The following is a 20076-nucleotide window of genomic DNA, read 5'->3' as shown; positions in this document are numbered from 1 at the left end:
ACCGCCACGCCGGTGGCCGGGTCGGCGACCGCGGAGACGTCGGCCTCCATGCGCTTGGAGCAGCCGGTGTCGGTCTGCCAGCTCGGCTTCGGGTCGTAGGCGGAGCAGCCGGAGCCGGTGCCCTCGGTGGAGTTGGTGTGCCACACCGACTCGCTCCAACCACGGGAGTTGGAGGCGGTGGTGAGCGCGGTGCCGCCGACGGCGGTCACGTACTGGGAGGTCGCCGGGTACTCGGCGCCGTAGGCGGAGTCACCGGAGGAGACGGTGATCGCGACGCCCGGGTGCTTGAAGTACTGGGTGTCCTCGCTGGTCTGGGTGGACGCCTCGGAGCCGCCCCAGCTGTTGGAGACGAACTTGGCGCCGAGGGAGACGGCCTCGTTCTCGGCGGTGCCGAGGTCGGAGTCGGTGGCGGAGTTGGCCTCGACCAGGTCGATGCTGCAGTTCGGGCAGACCGCGCTGACCATGTCGATGTCGAGCATCTCTTCGCCGGCCCAGCCGCTGTCGTTGGTCGGCAGCGAGGTGGTGGAGCCGGTCTGGCTGACCTGCTTGAAGCAGCCGTTGGCCTTGGTGCAGGAGGACAGGCCGTAGGTGGAGCGGTAGGTGGCCAGGTCCGACTCGGCGTTGGGGTCGTTGTAGGCGTCGACGATGCCGACGGTCATCCCGGAACCGGCCGACGTGGGCAGGTTGTAGGCGCTGTGGAGATTGGCTGGGGAGAGGCCGGAGGGGGCCGCGGCGGCGAGCGCCGAGGCGAGGCGCTGCTTGATGTCGGTACGGCGCTGGGCGAAGCAGGACGCGTGGCCGGGCTCGGCGGTGGCGCACAGGTGCTGGGTCGGCACCTTCTGGCCGGCCTTGCCGGTCGCGTGGAAGGTCTGCCGCTCGGGAGCGGTCAGCGCCTTGTTGTTCTGCGTGACCTTGGAGGTCTGAGAGTGGGTCGCGGCAGGCTGGGCGCCGGCCGTCGGTGCGGCGGTGAATCCGGCGACGGTCAGAGTGAGGGCGGGGAAGGCGACGGCGACGAGTCTTCGCAGACTCCGTCTCCGCCCGCTCGGGCGTGACTCACGCATGGGGTGCTGCCTCCGGTTGACGTGGGGTATCGCACTGGATGGGCAGGCCCGTGATTGCGCGTAGCGGCGGTGGAACCGCGCAGTCAGGAGCATGACACTCGCACGCGCCCTGCACGCCGGGTGAGCGTGACATGACAGGACGCGAGGGGAACGTAGACCGGAACGGGGCCTACCGGGCAGTACCGGGCCGAATTCTTTGCTTCTCCATAGAATGCGATTGGTCCCCTCATGGGGGCCGGCGCGTGCTGGCCAGGCGTTGGGCCCAGAGTTGGCCCTGGTGGGTCTCGATAGCGTCTTCCGTGATGGGGCTCATTCTGCTGATCAGCCTGAACTCCCTTCCGGGCCGCACAGCAACCGCAAGCGCTCCTCTCACCGTTGTCCAGCGTCTGTGGCACCCGCGACGAGCCCAATGACCCGTGCTCTCCCAACGGCGACGGGAGTTTCGCGGCACGCACCCCGGGGGGCGGTGCGGAAGATGTGGCCGATGAAGAAGTTCATGATCCAGATGTAGTGAGCAGAACGCTCGATCTTCTGGCGATGGTCCGACTGAGACCACGGCACAACCGTTCCCGTACTCTTCCTCAGAGCCGCCGCGCAGGACCGGCTTCGGAGGGGGCACGGACAACCGCGAGGGAGACGGCATGGGACCCGCTGACCGGCAGAGCGCCGGGGACTGGAACCGGGTCGGCGACCCGCCCCGGCCCAGAGGTGGTCGCATGAGCGAGTACGGCCACGACTACGGGTACGGGAATCCTCCTGAGTCGATACCTCACCCCGGCTACGGGCCCGATGCCGGCGCGGGCCACCTTCCCCCCTCTCAGGAGACAGGCCACGGGCACGCAACTGCGACCGCCGCCGAGCACGGCTCCGGTCACGGCCCCGAAGCGGGAGCCGGCGGTCACGGACACGGCCACTCGCACGGCCACAGTCACAGCCACGGGCCCGCGGCGCCGGTCTCCCGGCACCTGCGCAAGGTCATCGCGGCGATCCTGATCCCCTTCACCGCCGCGGTCGTGGTGGGGCTCGTCGTGCTGTGGCCGGGCGGAGCCCCGCCGCACAAGCGCACCGGTGTCGGCTTCGACCAGCAGACCCAGCAGGCGACGGTCACACGGGTCGTCGAGGTGAGCTGCAAGTCGGTGAACGCCTCCGGCGAGACCCCGACCGGCGACACCTCCACCGCCGAGGGCAGCTCGGCGCAGCAGGAGGCGAACGGCACCTGCCACAAGGCGACGATCCGGATCGACACCGGCAAGGACAGGGGTCGTACCTTCACCGAGATCGTGCAGCCCGACCAGGCGCGGCAGCTGCACCAGGGCGAGAAGGTCGTCACCGCCTACGAACCCTCCGCGCCCAAGGACCTGCAGTACTCGGTCACCGACGTCAACCGCCGCTTCCCGATGGGCCTGCTGGCCGGCATCTTCGCGCTCGCCGTCGTGGTGGTCGGCCGGCTGCGCGGCGTCATGGCACTGGTCGCGCTGGCCATCAGCTTCCTGGTGCTGAACTTCTTCATCCTGCCGGCGGTCCTGCAGGGCTCGAACCCGCTGCTGGTCGCGGTGGTCGGGTCGAGCGCGATCATGCTGATCGCCCTGTACATGTGCCACGGCCTGTCGGCCCGCACCTCGGTGGCAGTGCTCGGCACCCTGCTCTCACTGGCGCTGATCGGCCTCCTGGGCTCGGTGTTCATCGGCTGGGCCGCCCTCACCGGCAACACGGACGACCAAACCGGCCTGATCCACGGCCTGTACCCGAAGCTCGACATGAGCGGCCTGCTGCTCGCCGGCGTCATCATCGGCTCCCTCGGCGTGCTCGACGACGTCACCGTGACCCAGACGTCGGCCGTCTGGGAACTGCACGACGCCAACCCCACGATGGGCTGGCGCGGACTGTACCGGGCGGGCATCCGCATCGGCCGCGACCACATCGCCTCCGTCGTCAACACCCTCGTCCTCGCCTACGCGGGCGCCGCGCTGCCGCTGCTGCTCCTCTTCTCCATCGCCCAGAGCGGCGTGACCACGGTCGCCAACAGTGAGCTGGTCGCCGAAGAGATCGTGCGCACACTGGTGGGCTCGATCGGCCTGGTGGCATCGGTACCGGTCACCACGCTCCTCGCCGCCCTGGTCGTCTCGGCAGACCGGCCCGGTCCGCAGACGGACACGGCCGCAGCGGGCGCGTCGGCCACTGGCCGAGCACCTGCCAGCCGGGGCGGACGTCGACGGAAGCGTTGAGACCGTGTCCTACATGGTGGGACAGAGGAGCACCGGCTCACCTTCGACTTCTCCGGCTTCGTCCTGCTGTGCCATGACGACCTCCAAGACGACATCGTCGCCCTGGCCACCTGGTGCACGGTCAAGACCCGTGGAGCCCTGAAGACGCAGTACCGGCACCTGGCAGCCTGCCGTTCACCGGTCACCTACCCGATCAAGCTCGCCGACATGATGCGGACCCCGCTGCCGCCGCACACCCCGCCGCAGCCCGCGGGCATCCCGCCGCTTCACGCGGCCGGGGCTTCCTCGAAGTGGCTCGGTCTGCCGTCCTGCACAATCAGGCGGCCCCTGGGGGCGGCTTGCTGGTGGGGCAGGAGGGTCCACGTGCCGTCCCTACGGTGGAGGGCCGTCGAGTGCCAGGGGGTCGTCCAGGCGTCCGGCGCGTCGAGGAGGCGGATGCCGAATTTCGGGGCGCCGGTGGGCTGGGGGTGGATGGAGAGGCGTACGGCGCGGGGGTGGTGTTCGGCGATCAGGGTGCCCCAGGCGCGGCTGCGCTGGATGACGCCGTACGCCCGTTGTCTGCATGCGCGTTGGAGGGCGGAGCGGGTGCCGGTCCAGCCGGCGGTGTCCTCGACGAGGAAGCGGGTGATGCCCCGGTAGAGGGCGAGGGCCTGGTCGTCGCCGCGGACCTCGGCGCGGAGGGCCTCCAGGGTGGGGGCGTAGCGCGCATGGATGTGGGTCCGTTTCGTGTCGTGCGGGAGATCGCCGAGGACGTCGCGCAGGTCGAAGACGGACAGTCTGTCCAGTCCCATCCGGTCCATCTGTATGCGTAGGTCGTCGGCGTAGGCGTCGATGTGCTCGTCGGGAACGCCGATGAGGTCGCCGAAGACGTGGCCGTCGGAGCAGATGATCACGCGGGCACCGGGTGGGTAGACCCGTTCGATCGTGGTGCACAGGGTGTTCAGGAAGGCCAGAGAGAGGCGTTCACCCTGGTCAGGCAGGTGGCCGAGGACTTTGGTCGGGTTGGGGGACTTGCACGGGAAGCCGGGCAGAGTGAAGACGACAGGGGCGCCGTCGCGGATGAAGCGGGCGATGCGGCGGACCTGATGAGGAAGCGCTTCCACAGGGGCGGGAAGAGGAGCGTGGTCGCGATCGGTCGTGCGGTGGTGGGGCAGGAGCAGGTTCAGGATCTCCTTGCCGATGCGGGTGGGGAGGGCGTCCGACGCGACCGTCAGTGGCATGTCGTTTCTCCGTGAGGACCAGGCAGTACGAGGGCACGTCGGCATGACGCCGTGGCGGGACATGCGAGCCAGGCGCCGATGCTCGGTGTGCGGGTGGGTCAGCTGGGGCCGGGCCGACTGGTGGAGCGGGACCCGGTCAGCGATACGTCGCTGTCAGAGGCGGCGGTCGTAGTCGGCGGGCAGGTGGTTGGTGCCGCGGCCGAGGACGGCCGGGATCCACTCGATGTCCTCGTCTCTGATGGTCAGATGGAGGCCGGGGAGGCGGGTGAGGAGGGTGCCGAGGGCGATCTGGAGTTCGGCGCGGGCCAGGGCGGCGCCGGGGCAGAAGTGGATGCCGTGGCCGAAGGCGAGGTGGGGGTTGGGGCTGCGGTCGAAGTCCAGGGTGTCCGGGTCGGAGAAGCGGCGCGCGTCGCGGTTGGCGGCGCACAAGGAGACGATCACGGAGTCGCCGGCCGGGACCTTCGCGCCGTGCAGGTCGCTGTCCTGGTCGAAGAAGCGCCAGGTGGTGAGTTCGAAGGCGCTGTCGTAGCGCAGGAGTTCCTCGACGGCGCGGGGCAGCAGGCCGGGGTCGTCGCGCAGGCGGGCCAGTTGGTCGGGGTGGCGAAGCAGAGCGATCAGGGCCGTGGTGATCTGGTTGGTGACCGGCTCCTGGCCCGCGACGAGCAGCTGGAAGATCATCGAGTCCAGCTCTTCCTGGGAGAGTTCGCGGCGGTCGCGGGCCACGACGAGGCGGCTGAGCAGGTCGTCGTCCCAGTGATCGCGCTTGTGGGCGACGACGTCGGCGATGTAGCTCTGCAGGCCGTGCAGCCGGGTTTCGTACAGCGGGCGTCCAGGGTCGGTGGGGCCGACCGGCTGGACGACCTTGCCCCAGTCGCGGTCGAAGCGGGCCGCGAGGTCCTGCGGGAGGCCGATGACTTCGGCGAGGGCCTGGAAGGGGAAGTGGGCGGCGAAGCCGGTGACGAGGTCAGCGGGGCCCTGCTCCGGCAATGCGTCGACGAGGGAGTCAGCGAGGTCCTGGAAGCGCGGGCGGAGCTGCTCGATGCGCCGCGGGGTGAAGGCGTCGGTGACGAAGCGGCGCATCCGGGTGTGCTGGGGCGGGTCCTGGTGGAGGAGGTGCACCTGGAGTTGGGAGTGCTGGGGCTCGGGCATGATCGAGGCTCGGGCCAGCCAGCGGTCGTTGCCGCGGTCGTGGTTCTTGCCGAGGCGGTCGTCGTTCAGCGCAGAGTACGCGGCCTCGTAGCCGGTGACGAGCCAGGCTTGGACGCCGCTGGGGAACAGGACCCGGTGGACCGGACCGGCCTCGCGCATCTGCTCGTACAGAGGGTAGGGGTTGGCCTTGTAGGGGCAGCCCATCAGTGGGACCGGGTCGGGCAGCACGTCCGCATCGGTGGCGGGTATCGGTTCCTGGAGAGTCACGGAAAGGCTCCTCAAAGGGCGAGTTCGGGCTGGTAGTGGTCCAGCCACAGGGCGAGGTCGACGACGCGTTCGAGGCGCAGGCGGTGGCCCCACTCCAGCCGGTCGGGCGGGGTGTCGAGGCAGGGCTTGATCCGGGTCTCGTCGGCCAGGGCACGGACCTGTTCGGCGGCGAGGGCGTCCCGGGCCATCTGCTGAAGGCCGCGGTTGTAGTCGGGGTGATGGGTGGCCGGGTAGTGGTTCTTCGGGCGGTGCAGCACCGATTCCGGGGCGAGGCCGGCACCCATCGCGCGCAGGAGGCTCTTCTCGCGGCCGTCGAAGCTCTTCAGCGCCCAGGGCGTGTTGAACGCGTACTCGACGAGCCGGTGGTCGCAGTACGGGACACGGACCTCCAGGCCCTGCGCCATGCTGAGGCGATCCTTGCGGTGCAGGAGCTGGCGCAGCCAGCGGGTCAGGGACAGGTGCTGCATCTCGCGTTGGCGGTGTTCGGCGGGCGTCTCGCCTTCCGTGTGCGGTACCGCGGCCAGGGCGGTGCGGTAGGTGTCGTCGCGGAACTCGGCGATGCACAGGTCGAGTTCGGGGTTCAGCGGCACGGCGGCCTCGTCGCCCGTCACCAGCAGCCACGGGAAGGTCTGTGCGGCCAGCGCCTTCGGGTTGTGGAACCAGGGGTAGCCACCGAAGACCTCGTCGGCCGCCTCGCCGGAGAGGGCGACGGTGGAGCGCCGACGGATCTCGCCGAACAGCAGGTACAGCGAGGTGTCCATGTCGCCGACACCGATGGGTGAGTCGCGGGCCACGACGACGGCCTTGCGGTGCTCCGGGTCGAGCAGGGCGCGCGGGTCGAGTACGACGGTGCTGTGGTCGGTGCCGATGAAGGCGCCGGCTTCGGTGGCGTAGGGCGTGTCGTGGCCGGTGCGCAGGACGTCGCCGGTGAACTGTTCCGCCTGGTCGCTGTAGTCGACGGCGTAGGAGCGGATCCGGGCGTCCGGGCCTTCGCGCCGGCGCAGTTCGTCGGCGAGCAGGGCGGTCAGGACGGTGGAGTCGATGCCACCGGAGAGCAGGCTGCACAGCGGGACGTCCGCTTCGAGCTGGCTGCGGGCCGCGGTACCGACCAGGGCGCGGATCCGCTCGATGGCAGTGTCCTGGTCGTCGGTGTGACCGGCGGCCTCCAGCTGCCAGTAGCGGCGTTCGCGGATGCCGGCCCGGTCCAGGACGAGCACGCCGCCCGGTTCGACCTCCCTGACTCCGGACCAGACGGTCGGGCCGGTGTTGAACAGCAGGCTGTACGCCTCCCGCAGCCCGTCCGCGTCCACCCGCGGCCGTATCTCCGGATGGGCGAAAAGCGCCTTCGGCTCGGACGCGAAGGCCAGGCCACCGTCGACGGCCGCCCAGAACAAAGGCTTCACCCCGAGCCGGTCACGGACCAACACCAGCCGCTGGGCGCACTCGTCCCATACGGCGAAGGCGAACATGCCCTCCAGGTGCTCGGCCACCGCCTCCCCCCACTCGGCGTACGCGCGCAGCACCACCTCGGTGTCACTGCGCGTGCGGAACTCGTGGCCGCGGGCGCGCAGTTCGGTGCGCAGTTCGTGGTGGTTGTAGACCTCGCCGCTGTAGGTGAGCACGAGGTCCGGCCGGTCGGGCCGCTCGGTCATGGGCTGTACGCCGCCTTCGAGGTCGATGACGGCCAGGCGTCGGTGGCCGATCGCGGCGCGCTCGCCGAGCCAGACGCCTGCGGCGTCGGGTCCGCGTGGGGTGAGGGTGGCGGTCATGGCCTCGATGACCGGGGCCTGGGTGCGGGCGTCGCTGTGGAAGGACACCCAGCCGGTGATTCCGCACATGGGGAGGACTCCTCGGTCAGGAACGGTGGGCGGCGGAAGCGTCGCCGGTGGACATCTCTTGCTCGAACGCCGGCCTGCGTCCCGGCAGTGCGAGCAGGGGTACGGCGAGACAGGCGGCGGTTGCCGCCAGGGTCAGCCCGGCCGTCACGCCGTCATCGCCTCCGGTCAGGCCCCAGGCGGCGGTGGCCAGGGCCGGGCCGAGGGTGAAGCCGAGGCTGCGGGCCAGCTGTACGGAGGAGCCCACGGTCGCCGTGCGGTCCGGTGGGGCGGCGCCCATGACGAGGGCCTGGGTCGGGCCGCCGTTCAGGCCCATGCCGAGGCCGGCCAGCGCCAGCCGCCAAGCCACGTCCACCGGTGACCAGTCGCCCCCCAGCGGAACGAGGAGGAGCAGACCGGCGGCGGTGAGGGCGGCGCCGGTGACCGCCACCGGCCGAGACCCGCACCGGTCGGCGAGACGACCGCCAACCGGCCCGGCCAGCCCCATGCCGAGCGGGAAGGCGAGGACGGTCAGCCCGGTCGTGGTGGCGCTGACGCCGTCGTCGCGCTGGAGGTGCAGGGCGACGACGTAGTGCATCGCCGCGAACCCGGCCGCCAGCGCGAGCACCGCCGTATGCGCCCGGATCAGCCCCGTCGCCCGCAGTACGCCGGCCACCGGACGGCCGCCCGGCCCCCGCAGCCACCACCACAACGGCGGTACGGCGGCGAGCGCGAGCACCAGCGCCCCCGGGCTTCCCGGCGCCAGGGTCAGCGCCAGCAGCAGGGCGGCCACGCCGGAACCCACCAGCACGGCATCCGCCGCCGACCGCCGGTCGGGCAGGCGCAGGCCCCCGTCCCTCGGCATCGCCCTCCACGCCACGACCAGGGCAAGTAGACAGAAGGGGATCTTGACCAGGAAGACGGCGCGCCAGCCCAGGTGGTCCAGCAACAGTCCGCCCACCGCCGGGCCGGCCACGGCACCCAGCGGGCCCAGCGTCGCGGGCACGCTCATGGCCCGCGCGCGCAGTTCCGGCCGTACCGAACGCAGGGCGAGAACCGGCATCAGCACGAAGAGCACTGCCCCGAACGCGCCCTGGGCGAGGCGGGCGGCGATCAGCCAGGACGCCCAGGGTGCGGCGGCCGCGAGCGCGCTGCACAGACCGAAGCCCGCGGTCGCGACCAGCAGGGCCGAGCGCATCCCGACCCCGTCCAGCCACCGGCCGACCGGCAACAGCAGCGCGACCAAGGGCAGTTGATAACCCAGGACCGCCCACTGTGCGGTCCTGGCGGAGACGTGCAGGCCGTCGGCGATGTCCGCCAGGGCCACGTTGACGATGTTCATGTCGAGCATCGCCACGAACGACAGCAGGCCGGCCACCGCAACGAGCAGCCAGCGGTCCTCGCCGCCGACGGGTATGTGGCCGGGCTGCTGCGAACCGGGACTGTGGCCTGTCACCGTTGCCGCCCCTCACGGTCGTGGGTGGGCTGCCGGACGGCAGCCTCGTCCCACAAGTCGGGAGGGATCGCACACGAGTTCCCGAGCGCGTCCAAAAATCATGGCGGGCAGGCTGAAACTGCCCGCGCCGATCAGTCGCGGCGGCCGCCACGTGGTGCCTTGCCCGGCACGGCCGACTCCACCAGCAGGTACAGCAGCACGCAGAAGAGGAGCCCGGCGGCACAGCCGACGGCCGCGCCGAGCGCTCCGTCGACGACGGCTCCCAGCCAGCCGTACCCGGCTACGAGAACGGCGACGGTGGCCGTGAGCAACGGCCAGGCTCCCCCGTTGATCCGTGCCCGGCCGCGCCGGATCGTCCTGGGCTCAGGGTCCCAGGGCCATACCGCGTGGGAACCGCCGTGCACGTCGTGCCGGAGCCGCGCCATGCGACCGCCCTCCCCCACCGTGCTGAACACGCCCGCTGCCCGGTGCGTGCCGCGGAGGGTTCTTTCCCTGCCGCCGGACATCGAATCGGCGTGCCTACGGCGGAACTCCGGGCTCCGCTCAGCCGACTACTGAGGCGACGGTGTCGACCTGAACATCCTCGTTCGGGCGTCCGTACGCCACGCCAAAGCCCCGTCCGCATACAGGAGTTAATCCATGGACCAGAAGCAGTACAACGTCACGGGAATGACCTGCGAGCACTGCGCGGCGAGCATCAGGGAAGAGGTCTCCGAGGTACCCGGGGTGAGCGAAGTCGTGGTCGACCTCGCCGCCGACGCCGTCACCGTGCACGGCACGGACCTTGACGACGAGCGGCTGCGCGCGGCGATCGTCGAGGCCGGGTACGACATCGCCGACTCGATCGCCGCCTGAATCCGGGCGGACGGCTGAGTGGGCAGGACGTGACCGGCGTCCTGCCCGAGCCCGTTCATTCCCGGTTGGGTGTCTCCAGCGGCACGACTGTCGGTGCCTCGTCCGCCGGCGTCCGGTGGTCGAAGGCGATAAGCGGGTCACCGGTCAGGGGATGGTCCACCACCGCCGCTCGCACTCCGAAGACCTCCGCCATCAGCGGGGGCGTGAGGACTTCCCGCGGCGGGCCGGAGGCGACCACCGATCCGGCGTGCAGGACGTGGAGGCGGTCGCAGACGGAGGCCGCGGCGTTCAGGTCGTGCAGCGACACCAGGGTCGTACGGCGCTGGGCGCGCAGGAGCGCGAGCAGGTCGACCTGGTGGCGGATGTCGAGGTGGTTGGTCGGTTCGTCCAGCACCAGGATGTCCGGGTTTTGTGTGAATGCCCTTGCCAGCAGCACGCGTTGGCGTTCACCGCCGGAGAGGGCTGTGAAGCGGCGTCCGGCCTGCTCCGCCATGCCGACGTCGGTGAGCGCCTGCGCGACGATGTCCCTGTCGGAGGCGTCCTCCCCGGCGAAGGCCCGCTTGTAGGGCGTACGGCCCATGGCGACGACCTCGCGCACGGTCAGCTCGAAGTCGCTCCCGCGCTCCTGCGGCAAGGCCGCCACGTGCCGCGCCGACTGGAGCGGGGTCATCTCCCGCAGGTCGGTGTCGGCCAGCAGGACCCGCCCGGCGGTGGGCTTGAGGTGCCGGTAGACGGTGCGCAGGAGCGTGGACTTGCCGCTTCCGTTCGGGCCGACCAACCCGGTGATCTCGCCCTCGGCGGCGACGAGATGGGCGCCCGCGACGACCCTACGGCCCGCGTAGGCGACGGACAGGTCCTCGATGTCGATCCTCAACTGCCGCTCCCCAGACGCCGGTCCAGCAGATACAGCAGGGCCGGAGCCCCCAGCAGCGAGGTGACCACGCCGACCGGCAGCTCCTGCGTGTCCATCGCCGTACGGCACACGATGTCGACCACCACCAGGAGCAGGGCCCCGAACAACGCGGAGACCGGCAGGAGGCGTCGGTGATCGCCGCCGACGACCAGACGGCAGACGTGCGGCACCATCAGCGCGACGAACGCGATCGCGCCGGAGACCGCCACCAGGACACCGGTCAGCACGCTGGTCACGGTGAACAGCTCGCGGCGCAGCCGGGTGACGTCGATGCCGAGTCCGGCGGCCGTCTCGTCGCCCATCAGCAGGGCGTTCAGGCCCCGGGCGCGGGCCTGGAGCCACAGCACGGCGGCGGGTACGGCGACGGCGGGTACCGCGAGCAGTTCCCACGTCGCTCCGCTGAGGCTGCCCATGAGCCAGAACAGGACGCTGTGGGTCTGCTGCTCGTCCCCGGCCTGCAACACCAGGTAGCTGGTGAACCCGGACAGGAACTGGCCGATGGCGACCCCGGCCAGCACCAGCCGCAGCGGCGCGAACCCGCCGCCGCGCCGGGCCACCGCCCACACCAGCGCGAACGTCGCCAGCGCGCCGACGAAAGCCGCCCCGGACAGGCCCAGTCCCAGTGCCCCGCCGGCGCCGAGGCCGAGGACGATCGCGGTGACCGCGCCGAGGGAGGCGCCGTTGGAGATGCCCAGCAGGTAGGGGTCGGCCAGCGGGTTGCGCACCAGGGCCTGTACGGCCGTTCCGACGACACCGAGTCCCGCGCCGACGAGAGCGGCGAGCAGGGCGCGCGGGACGCGCAGCTGCCAGACGATGAGGTCGTCCGTGCCGGGGCGGGGCGCCTCGCCGGACAGCCGCCGCCACACCACGCTCCACACCTCGCCCGGCGGGATCGACGTCGAGCCCCAGGCCACGGCGGCCGTCAGCGCGGCCAGCAGCACCACGGCCAGAACCGCCGCCAGCGGAGCGGCGGGCAGGCTGCCGCGCTCCTCCGCGGCCGCGGCTTTCCGGCGCACCAGGGTGAAGGCCACGGTCAGGCGACCTTGCCCGGGTAGAGGGTCTTGGCGATGGCCTCGACCGTGTCGGCGTTCTCGACTCCCGCGATGGTGGTCTGCTCGGAGCCGATGCGCAGGAAGTGGCCCTCCTTGACCGCCTTCAGGCCCCTGGTGGCGGGGTTCGACTTCAGCCACTGCTCGGCCTCGTCGAACGCCTTCTTGTTCGCTGCCTCGCTGCCGCGGTTGCGGACGCCGAGCTGGATCCAGTCGGGGTTCTTGGCGATGACATCCTCCCAGCCGACCTGCTTGTAGTCGCCGTCGCAGTCGGCGAAGACGTTGCGGGCTCCGGCCAGGGTGATCACGGCGTTGGCGATCTGGCGGTCGCAGGTGACGGAGGGCTGCTTCGTACCGGCGTCGTAGTCGAAGAAGAAGTAGGTCGGCCGGTTGCTCTCCGCCGTGCCGCCGACCGCCTTCTGGACGGCGGCCACCTTCTCCTTCATCCCGGCGACGAGTTTCTGCGCCTGAGCGCTCGTGCCGGTGACCGCGCCGAGGGAGGTGATGTCGGCCTCGACAGCGGACAGGTCGGTCACCGGGGTCTTGCTCTGGGCGGCGCAGGCGGTGGACTTCAGGTAGATGTGCTTGATCCCAGCCGCCTTGAACTCATCCGCCGTCGGCGCGTCGCCCACCCCTCCGCCGCCCATGCTTCCCATGGAGGCGAAGGTGTCGATGTAGAGGTCGGCGCCGGAGCCCAGCAGCTTCTCCTTGGGAATCACGGTCTGGCTGAGCACCTTGACCTTCCGCGCCTGCGCGTCGAGCGCGCCGGGCAGCGTGCCCTTGCCGGGCGGGAATCCCGTGCCGATCACCTGGTCGCCGGCGCCGAGGCGCAGCAGCAGCTCCAGACTGGAGGCGTTGCTGGTGACGATTCTCTTCGGCGCGCTGGAGAAGGTGGTCCTGGCCCCCATGCAGTCCGTGACGGACACCGGATAGCCGCCGGAAACCGCCTTCCCGGCCTGCCCCGTGTTCCCGTCCGCCGTGTCCTTCCCCCCGCCGCCGCAGCCCGCCACCAGCAGGCCGCCGAGCACGACGGCCGCGGTACCGCCCCACACACGAGAACGCATCGAACAACTCCTGGATCCACTCGGTACACGGGCGAGCTTTCGTCACCCGCTCCAGTAGTCGGAGCGAAGGTGCCTTGAGTTCCCGGCCAGTTGGCGATCCGGCTCAGGTGAACCGCTCCCGGTGCTCCAGCGGCGGCGAGGGTGCCGGCGCCGTTCTTCCAGCCGGCACCGGCACCCTTCCGGGGCGTCAGGCCGCCGGCGCGGCAGCCTCGGCCGCCTCGTCCAGCAGGTCCATCAGCGTTGCGCGGGCGCGGGCCACGCGGGAGCGGACCGTGCCGATCGGGCAGTCGCTCACCTCGGCGGCCTCCGCGTAGGGCAGGCCGAGCAGCTGCGTGAGGGTGAACGCCTCCCGGCGGTCGTCGGGCAGCGAGGTCAACAGATCGAGCAGTGCGATGCCGTCGTCGAAGCCGGGCAGGTCGCACGGCTGGGCCAGCTCGACGGCCAGCTGCCAGTCCGGTACGTCGGCCAGGCGTGGCCGGGCGGCGGCGTACCGGTAGCTGTCGATCACCGCACGGCGGGCGATGGACAACAGCCAGGCCCGCGCCGAGGAACGCCCCTCGAAGCGGTGCAGGCTGCCGAGCGCCCGCAGGAACGTGTCCTGCGCCAGATCGTCCACGGCCTGGGGGTCGCCGCACAGATGGGCCACGTAACGCTGGACGTCCCGGTGCAAGGCGCCCACGAACTGCTCGACCGCGTCCGCGTCACCGCCCCGGGCGGCCAGCGCCCAAGCGGTGATTGATTCGTCGAGCGCTGCCGGGGTGTCACTCCGGGAGCGCGAGGTGGGCAGGGCAGAGGTATTCACCTGGTGTCCTTCTCGGGTCAACCGTGATCCGGACCTGGGCGCGCCACAGCGCGCGGTCCGGTGAAAGTGGGAGAGACGGCCCTACGGCGTCGCTGTGGCGCTACAGCGCCTGTGCGGTCGTACGGCCGTGGCCCGAGGCGCGACCGGGCAGCCGGGCAGCCTCGGGAAACCAGCTGTCTTCAGACGACAGCCGTCCCCACCGGCGGACCCCGAGACGTGATCGCGTGGACGAGGAGGAGAAAACGCGGCGCGCGGTCCGAGCGGCAGCGCCGCACCCGGACGCGTGGGCGGTCAGGGGTGACCGGAAGGGCGAGCACCAGCCGCAGTGGGGCTGCCAGCCATCCGGCGGCGGCCCGCAGGATCCGGAAGGTGGCCTTCTCGCCGTACGCCAGCCACAGGCCGCACAGCACCGCGGCGAGCAGGTGGGCGGCGAGCATGCCGAACGACGGCGAACCGCCGTCCATGGAGTGTCCCATGTGATCCATGGGGCTCATGCCCGTGTGGCCCCTGTGCATGGCGCCCATGTCCATGGAGCCCATCCGCATCGGGCCCATGCCGATGGAGCCGTCCATGGAGCCCATGCCGCTCATGTCCATGGATGCGGAGCCGTCGGACGTGCCGGACGTCGACTGGGCGTAGGAGAACGCCTCGTGGAGCACCGTCTGGGCGGCGATCACGACCGTCACGATGAACGGCAGCCCGCGCTCACGCCCCGCCAGACACCAGCCCACGGCACCGGTCACGGCCCCGCCGGCGGCCAGCGCCCACGCCGGCACGTCGCTGCCGGACATCAGGACGTGGCCCAGGGCAGCGAGCAGCACGCACATGGCCGCGAACACCGCGGCCCGCATCGCGCGAGCACACCACCCTGCTGTCATGGCGCCTCATCCTCGCATCCGGGCTTCGGTCGTCATGCGTGGGTACGGACATTCACGGGGGACCGTACTCAATCCGCAGGGTGTGATCCAGCCCACGACAACGGACTGGAACTCGACGACACTCTGCCCCGACGTCTAGGAGACGACTCCTCCGGCACGAGGGTGGGCGATCAGCGGCCGCTGTTGCTCGGGCGGATCACGACCGCGATCGTCTCGACCGGCGCGCTGCGCTCGAAGTACAGCGTGAACGGCACGAGGTCACCTGCCCGCCAGCCTGCCCCGGCCCGCAACGTCACGTCCACACCGCGCGGCGACATGGACAACCCGCCGCCCGCCGGGACGCCGGCCGAGGGCATGTCCGACTTGTAGGCGGCCCGGCCGCCCAGCATGCGGTGCCCGCTGAGGGTGATCCGGCCGTGCGTGGCGGTGGACGTCACTTCCACCAGCCGGTCGTCCGCGCCACCGACGTTGGCGATGTTGAAGAGCGCCGCGGTGTCCGTGCTGTCCCCGTACGGCAGGAGGACCCGCCCGTTCGAGACGGTGATCCGCGCCGGGCTGCCCGCCTTCCCGGCCCCCGCCCAGGTCGTCAGGCCGCCCAGGGCGAGGCTGCACGCGGCCACGGGCGCGAGCGCGGCGAGAAAGGTGTCAGTCAGTCGACGGCGAGTGGGTCGCCAGAGATTCCGCTCGGTCATCGGGTGCGCCTCCGGGCGGGGACGGGCAAGGGCTGCCAGGCGCGCAGCCGCAGGCTGTTGCCCACGACCAGCAGCGAACTCACCGACATCGCCGCGGCGGCGAGCATCGGATCGAGCAGGCCGACCATGGCGAGCGGCACGGTCACGACGTTGTAGCCGAAGGCCCAGACGAGGTTGGCCCGGATCGTGCCCAGCGTGCGCCGGGCGAGCCGGACCGCGTCCGCCAACGCCTCGATGTCCCCGCGTACCAACGTCACGTCGGCGGCCCCGATGGCCACGTCCGTGCCGCTGCCCATGGCGATGCCCAGGTCGGCGCCGGCCAGGGCCGCGGCGTCGTTCACTCCGTCGCCGATGACCGCGACGCGGTGGCCCTGCTCCTGCAGGTCCCGTACGAGGTCGGCCTTGGCCTCGGGGGTGCAGCGGGCGTGCACCTCATCGATACCCAGGGCTGCGGCCACGGCGCGCGCGGGTGCCTCACGGTCACCGGTGGCGAGCACCGGCCGCACGCCGAGGCGCCGCAGCCGGTCCACGGCCCGGTAGCTTCCGGACCGTACGACGTCCCCGACCTCGATCAGCGCCTCGGCCACACCGTCCACCCGGACCAGGACGGGCGTGTGGGAGGCGGCCTCGGCCACCGGCAGCGCGTCCGCCAGGGCGGTGGGCAACTCGCCGTCCGCGGCGAGGACTTCCACCAGCCGGCCCTCGACCAGGCCGCGCACGCCCCGCCCCGGCACTGCGGCGAACTCACTCACGTCCGGCAGCGTCCCCTCGGGGAGTTCCCGCCGGGTGTAGGAGGCGATCGCGCGGCCCAGGGGATGCTCCGAGCCGTGCTCGACGGCCCCGGCCAGTCGCAGCAGCGCCTCCTTGCCCGGTCCGTCGGGTACGACCGTGACGCGGGCGACGGTCATGTGGCCGGAGGTGAGTGTGCCGGTCTTGTCCAGGACGACCGTGTCGATGTGCTGGAGCCCCTCCAGTGCCTGGGGTCCGCTGACGAGGACGCCCAGTTGGGCACCACGGCCGGTCGCGGCCATCAGCGCGGTCGGCGTGGCCAGGCCGAGCGCGCACGGGCAGGCCACGACGAGGACGGCCACGCACGCGGTGACGGCGGCCTGCGGGGCGGCCCCGGCGCCGAGCCAGAAGCCGAGACAGGTGACTGCCAGCGTCAGCACGACGGGGACGAAGGCGCCTGCCACCGTGTCGGCCAGCCGCTGCGCCCGCGCCTTGCCTGCCTGGGCCTCGGTCACCAGCCGGGTGATCCGGGCGAGCTGTGTGTCGGCGCCGACGGCCGTGGCCTTCACCAGCAGCAGCCCGCCGGCGTTGACAGCACCGCCGACCACCGCCGAACCCGGCCCGACCTCGACGGGTTCGCTCTCGCCGGTGACCAGGGACAGATCGACGGCTGAACTGCCTTCCACGACCTGCCCGTCGGTGGCCACACGCTCCCCCGGCCGCACCACGAAAGCCTGCCCCACCCTCAACCGCGCGACCGGAACGAGCTGTTCGCCGTTGTCGTCACGGATCGTTACTTCCTTGGTGGCGAGTTGGGCCAGCGACCTGAGTGCCGCCCCGGTCCCACGCCTGGCCCGCGCCTCCAGGAAGCGCCCCGCCAACACGAACAGAGGTACGCCGACGGCCGCTTCCAGATAGAGGTGCGCCGCGCCGTCCGAAGCCGAGGGCACCACAGTGAACGGCATCCGCATGCCGGGCTCTCCCGCACCGCCGAGGAAGAGCGCGTAGGCGGACCAGGAGAAGGACGCCACCACACCCAGCGACACCAGGGTGTCCATGGTCGCCGCCGCATGCCGAAGCCCACGCGCCGCACGCACGTGGAAGGGCAACGCGCCCCACACGGCGACCGGCGCGGCCAGCGCGAAGCACAGCCACTGCCAGTTGCGGAACTGCAGCGCGGGCACCATCGACAGCACGAGCACGGGCACTGCGAGCAGCGTGGTGATCAGCAGCCGGCCCCACTCCTGGCGAGCATCCTCGGACTCGCCCGCGTCCGTGGCCTCGCGCGTCTCGGGCTGTTCGGGCGTTTCGGGAAGGGCAGCCGTGTAGCCGGCCTTCTCGACGGCGGCGACGAGTTCCTCGGGGTTGATCCCGGGCGGGTGGTTCACGCGCGCCCGTCCAGTGGCCAGATTGACGGTCGCCGTGACCCCTTCCAGCTTGCCGAGCTTCTTCTCGACGCGCCTCACACAGGCCGCGCAGGTCATGCCGCCGACGGTCAGGTCCGTCGTCACCAGGCCGACGGCCACAAATTCCGCACTCATCAGTGGCCACCCCCGGGCATGTTCTCCATGCCAGCCGTGCCGCCGCCCCCGCCGTCACCCCGGCTGGTGCCGGTGCCGTGCATGCCGGGCGCGACGGGTCCTGCGGCGGCACCGACGGCGTACGACACCGTGAACACCAGCGCCAGCAGGAGAAGGAATCCGCACAGGGCGGGCGGAGGCACCAGCTTCCGCAACACCGCACCCGCGCCGGAGGAGATTTGCCTGGACTCGTCCATCAACCGCGTCTCCAGATCACGTCGTACGGCGTCGGTCGGATCGCGCCGTACTGCATCAGGAGTCGGAGCCGCCGGGGGGCGAGTTCCGGAGCAACATTGTGGTCCGCGTCACGTGAGGGACAACTGTGCCGGGGGTCGCGGCGACGGATCGATGCCCTGCCGACGGCTACCGTCGGCAGGGCAGGTTGCGCTACTTCGCCTGGGATCCGGCAGAACGGCCGCGCACGACGGCAAAGCCCGCCGCGGCCAGGCCCAGCACGCCGACGACCAGCCCGGCGATGCCGAGACCGCGGGCGGTCGAGTCGCCGGCCGATGCGGTCGGCTTGACACTCTCGGAGCCCTTCGAACTCGCCGTCGAAGCGGTCGAGGTGCCACCGCCGTCCTCCGCGCCCTTGGCGGTGAGCTTGAGCACGGGTGCCGGGTTCTCCGGCTCCTGGCCGCCCTGTGCCTCCTCGATCCAGCGGACGATCTTGCCGTCGGAGTAGGTCTGCAGGGTCTTGAAGGTCAGCTGGCCGGTGCCGTCGGGCAGCTGGCCGAAGGCGACATTGAAGTCCTCGTATTGCCCGGGTGCGATCTTCCCGCCGGTGAAGGTGATCTCGGAGGCGGCGTCGGTGATGGTGCCGTCGTCGGTCTTGACGGGCGTCTTGAGCTTGGTGTCGGTGACCTGGGCGGTCCAGCCGTCCTGCGGATGGACCAGGACGCCGAGGACGGGGTGGTCGGTGGGCAGGAAAACCTGGACCTCAGTGGTGGAGGCGTTGTCCTCCTCGTTGGGGACGCGGAAGGTCAGGACGCCGTCGGTGGCGCCCTTGGCGTAGCTCTCGGGGTGGACGGTGACGTGCGCGGAGGCGACGCCTGCCGCAGCGAGGAGTCCCGCGGCGGTCAGGGCGGTCACGGCGGCCGCGCGGCGCAGGGTGGTGCGGGTCCTGGACATGAGGTGAGGGATCTCCGTACGGAACAAGGGATGTCGGGTTCAGATCGCGTACGACATCCCGGGCGGCGGCCCCCGCCGGTGAACGGCGTACCTCAGCCGTACCTGCCGCAACACCCACGGCTCGCCGGCGGCCCTACGCACAAGCCCCGGCCCGGCCGGTGCGCGCCACGCCCCGCCGGCCACCTGCCACCAGGCGGCAAGCCCCGGCACGAACGCGACCGCCCACCGCAGCAGCGACCACAGTGCCGCCTCACCGCGCCGCAGCCACCAGGTCAGCAGCAGGGCCGCCCCGACGTGGGCGGCGGTGGCATGCGGTGTCAGCGCATGGGGCGCTTGGACCATCCGCATGCCGTGCATGACCATCGAGGCGTGTTGGGGCTCGGCGGCGTGGAAGACAAGGTGCAACCCTCCTTGGGCGGCCAGCGTCCCCGTGCCGATGGCGGCCAGCGACCGCTCGCGGCCACCCAGCAGGCAGCCCGCCGCGAAGACCGGCACGAACGAGGCGACCTGTACCCACACAGGCGGCGCCATGCCCGTGGCCATGGCATGCCCTCCGGCAGCGAGCAGCACGCACAGCACGGCGAAGACCGCCGCGCGCACGCTCCGCACCGCCAGGGACACACTCACGGCACCTGATGCTGCCACGCGCCCAAAGGATCTCTCCCCCGGCCCAGGCATACGCATCACCACCCACGGACTGTTACCCGGTCGACCCGCCTCCTCCTTACGAGTCGGACGCGGATGCCGTTCAGTTCCCGGCCGCCTTGGCGAAATCGAAGCACCGGTAGCACTCCCTGGAGCACCCGCGCACACCCGCCGCCCCCGCGCCCCCTGCACAGGACGGGGTCGCGCGTCCGCCGCATCCGCGCCGGGTATCCCCGGGACAGTCCCCCGCGGCCAACCGGTCCGGCCGTTTCGTCCGGGACATCGGAGTGCCGCAAACCCAATACCACGGAGGTGGTCACCATGACCGACACCAGCGGGCTGCAACCCGTCGCCACGTTCTGCGGCAACTGCAACTGCGGCTGTCCCCAGCTGTTCGTCGACCCGGCCGCCCCCACCGACCGCCGCATCGTCCTGACCGACGACTTCGGCCAGCAGGTCCAGATGAGCGCCGACCAGTTCTCATCGATCGTCGCCGACGCCAAGGCAGGCAAGCTGGACGGCATCGCCTGACCGACCGCCGCAGGGCAA

At 71.4% G+C, this 20076-nt stretch carries 19 protein-coding genes; 3 read left to right on the top strand and 16 right to left on the bottom strand.

The features are described 5' to 3' along the window. Positions 1-1061 (bottom strand): S53 family peptidase (locus ACZ7FF_RS29890; RefSeq protein ID WP_470815887.1); only part of this gene is annotated, 1061 nt, incomplete at its 3' end. A 716-nt stretch (positions 1062-1777) separates the two neighbouring features. Between ACZ7FF_RS29890 and ACZ7FF_RS29885 the strand changes: the two genes are divergently transcribed. Next, positions 1778-3286, top strand: coding sequence for a YibE/F family protein (locus ACZ7FF_RS29885; protein WP_470815909.1), 1509 nt, complete (start codon positions 1778-1780; stop codon positions 3284-3286). 266 nt (positions 3287-3552) lie between these two features. On the opposite strand, the gene ACZ7FF_RS29880 is transcribed toward ACZ7FF_RS29885, so the two are convergent. From ACZ7FF_RS29880 to ACZ7FF_RS29860, 5 genes are all read right to left on the bottom strand, one after another. Next, complete coding sequence (locus tag ACZ7FF_RS29880) at positions 3553-4506, bottom strand: L-tyrosine/L-tryptophan isonitrile synthase family protein (protein ID WP_470815886.1); 954 nt, start codon at positions 4504-4506, stop codon at positions 3553-3555. 153 nt (positions 4507-4659) lie between these two features. Beyond that, a complete protein-coding gene (locus ACZ7FF_RS29875; RefSeq protein WP_470815885.1) occupies positions 4660-5922 on the bottom strand; it encodes a cytochrome P450 family protein in 1263 nt (420 codons plus the stop codon). 11 nt (positions 5923-5933) lie between these two features. Beyond that, positions 5934-7760, bottom strand: coding sequence for an asparagine synthase (glutamine-hydrolyzing) (asnB, locus tag ACZ7FF_RS29870; protein ID WP_470815883.1), 1827 nt, complete (start codon positions 7758-7760; stop codon positions 5934-5936). 16 nt (positions 7761-7776) lie between these two features. Further along, complete coding sequence (locus ACZ7FF_RS29865; RefSeq protein WP_470815881.1) at positions 7777-9192, bottom strand: MFS transporter; 1416 nt, start codon at positions 9190-9192, stop codon at positions 7777-7779. A 131-nt stretch (positions 9193-9323) separates the two neighbouring features. Beyond that, complete coding sequence (locus ACZ7FF_RS29860; RefSeq protein ID WP_470815879.1) at positions 9324-9617, bottom strand: hypothetical protein; 294 nt, start codon at positions 9615-9617, stop codon at positions 9324-9326. Between the two features lie 214 nt (positions 9618-9831). On the opposite strand from ACZ7FF_RS29860, the gene ACZ7FF_RS29855 reads away from it, so the two are divergent. Beyond that, positions 9832-10047, top strand: a complete 216-nt coding sequence (locus ACZ7FF_RS29855; RefSeq protein WP_470815877.1) for a heavy-metal-associated domain-containing protein — start codon at positions 9832-9834, stop codon at positions 10045-10047. 55 nt (positions 10048-10102) lie between these two features. Here the strand turns inward: ACZ7FF_RS29855 and ACZ7FF_RS29850 are convergent, their stop codons facing one another. From ACZ7FF_RS29850 to ACZ7FF_RS29805, 10 genes are all read right to left on the bottom strand, one after another. After that, the gene (locus ACZ7FF_RS29850; RefSeq protein ID WP_470815876.1) at positions 10103-10921 is read right to left on the bottom strand and encodes an ABC transporter ATP-binding protein; all 819 of its coding nucleotides are present in this window, start codon (positions 10919-10921) and stop codon (positions 10103-10105) included. Then, on the bottom strand, positions 10918-11991 hold the full coding sequence (locus ACZ7FF_RS29845; protein WP_470815874.1) for a FecCD family ABC transporter permease: 1074 nt from the start codon (positions 11989-11991) through the stop codon (positions 10918-10920). Before ACZ7FF_RS29845 ends, ACZ7FF_RS29850 begins: the two co-directional genes overlap by 4 nt. A gap of 2 nt (positions 11992-11993) precedes the next feature. Continuing rightward, the gene (locus ACZ7FF_RS29840) at positions 11994-13073 is read right to left on the bottom strand and encodes an ABC transporter substrate-binding protein (protein ID WP_470815873.1); all 1080 of its coding nucleotides are present in this window, start codon (positions 13071-13073) and stop codon (positions 11994-11996) included. Positions 13074-13260: 187 nt separating this feature from the next. Next, the gene (locus ACZ7FF_RS29835; protein WP_470815871.1) at positions 13261-13875 is read right to left on the bottom strand and encodes a sigma-70 family RNA polymerase sigma factor; all 615 of its coding nucleotides are present in this window, start codon (positions 13873-13875) and stop codon (positions 13261-13263) included. Between the two features lie 179 nt (positions 13876-14054). Further along, entirely contained in the window at positions 14055-14753 is a 699-nt protein-coding gene (locus ACZ7FF_RS29830) for a hypothetical protein (RefSeq protein WP_470815869.1), read from the bottom strand. A gap of 170 nt (positions 14754-14923) precedes the next feature. After that, positions 14924-15373: a copper chaperone PCu(A)C gene (locus ACZ7FF_RS29825; RefSeq protein ID WP_470815868.1), complete on the bottom strand. Its 450-nt coding sequence runs from the start codon at positions 15371-15373 to the stop codon at positions 14924-14926. A 68-nt stretch (positions 15374-15441) separates the two neighbouring features. Further along, a complete protein-coding gene (locus tag ACZ7FF_RS29820) occupies positions 15442-17715 on the bottom strand; it encodes a heavy metal translocating P-type ATPase (protein ID WP_470815866.1) in 2274 nt (757 codons plus the stop codon). Then, complete coding sequence (locus tag ACZ7FF_RS29815; protein ID WP_470815864.1) at positions 17715-17951, bottom strand: hypothetical protein; 237 nt, start codon at positions 17949-17951, stop codon at positions 17715-17717. The genes ACZ7FF_RS29820 and ACZ7FF_RS29815 overlap by 1 nt, the downstream gene beginning before the upstream one ends. A 190-nt stretch (positions 17952-18141) precedes the next feature. Further along, positions 18142-18882: a YcnI family protein gene (locus ACZ7FF_RS29810; protein ID WP_470815863.1), complete on the bottom strand. Its 741-nt coding sequence runs from the start codon at positions 18880-18882 to the stop codon at positions 18142-18144. Positions 18883-18921: 39 nt separating this feature from the next. After that, positions 18922-19509, bottom strand: a complete 588-nt coding sequence (locus ACZ7FF_RS29805) for a hypothetical protein (RefSeq protein WP_470815861.1) — start codon at positions 19507-19509, stop codon at positions 18922-18924. Positions 19510-19848: 339 nt separating this feature from the next. Between ACZ7FF_RS29805 and ACZ7FF_RS29800 the strand changes: the two genes are divergently transcribed. Further along, positions 19849-20058 (top strand): hypothetical protein, encoded by a 210-nt coding sequence (locus ACZ7FF_RS29800; RefSeq protein ID WP_388636063.1) that lies wholly within the window; start codon positions 19849-19851, stop codon positions 20056-20058. The last annotated feature ends 18 nt before the right edge of the window (positions 20059-20076 follow it).

It is taken from the genome of Streptomyces sp. NPDC037126, assembly GCF_055605965.1.
The sequence above is the reverse complement of the archived record's forward strand: the minus strand, read 5'-3'. Positions and strand labels throughout refer to the sequence as shown.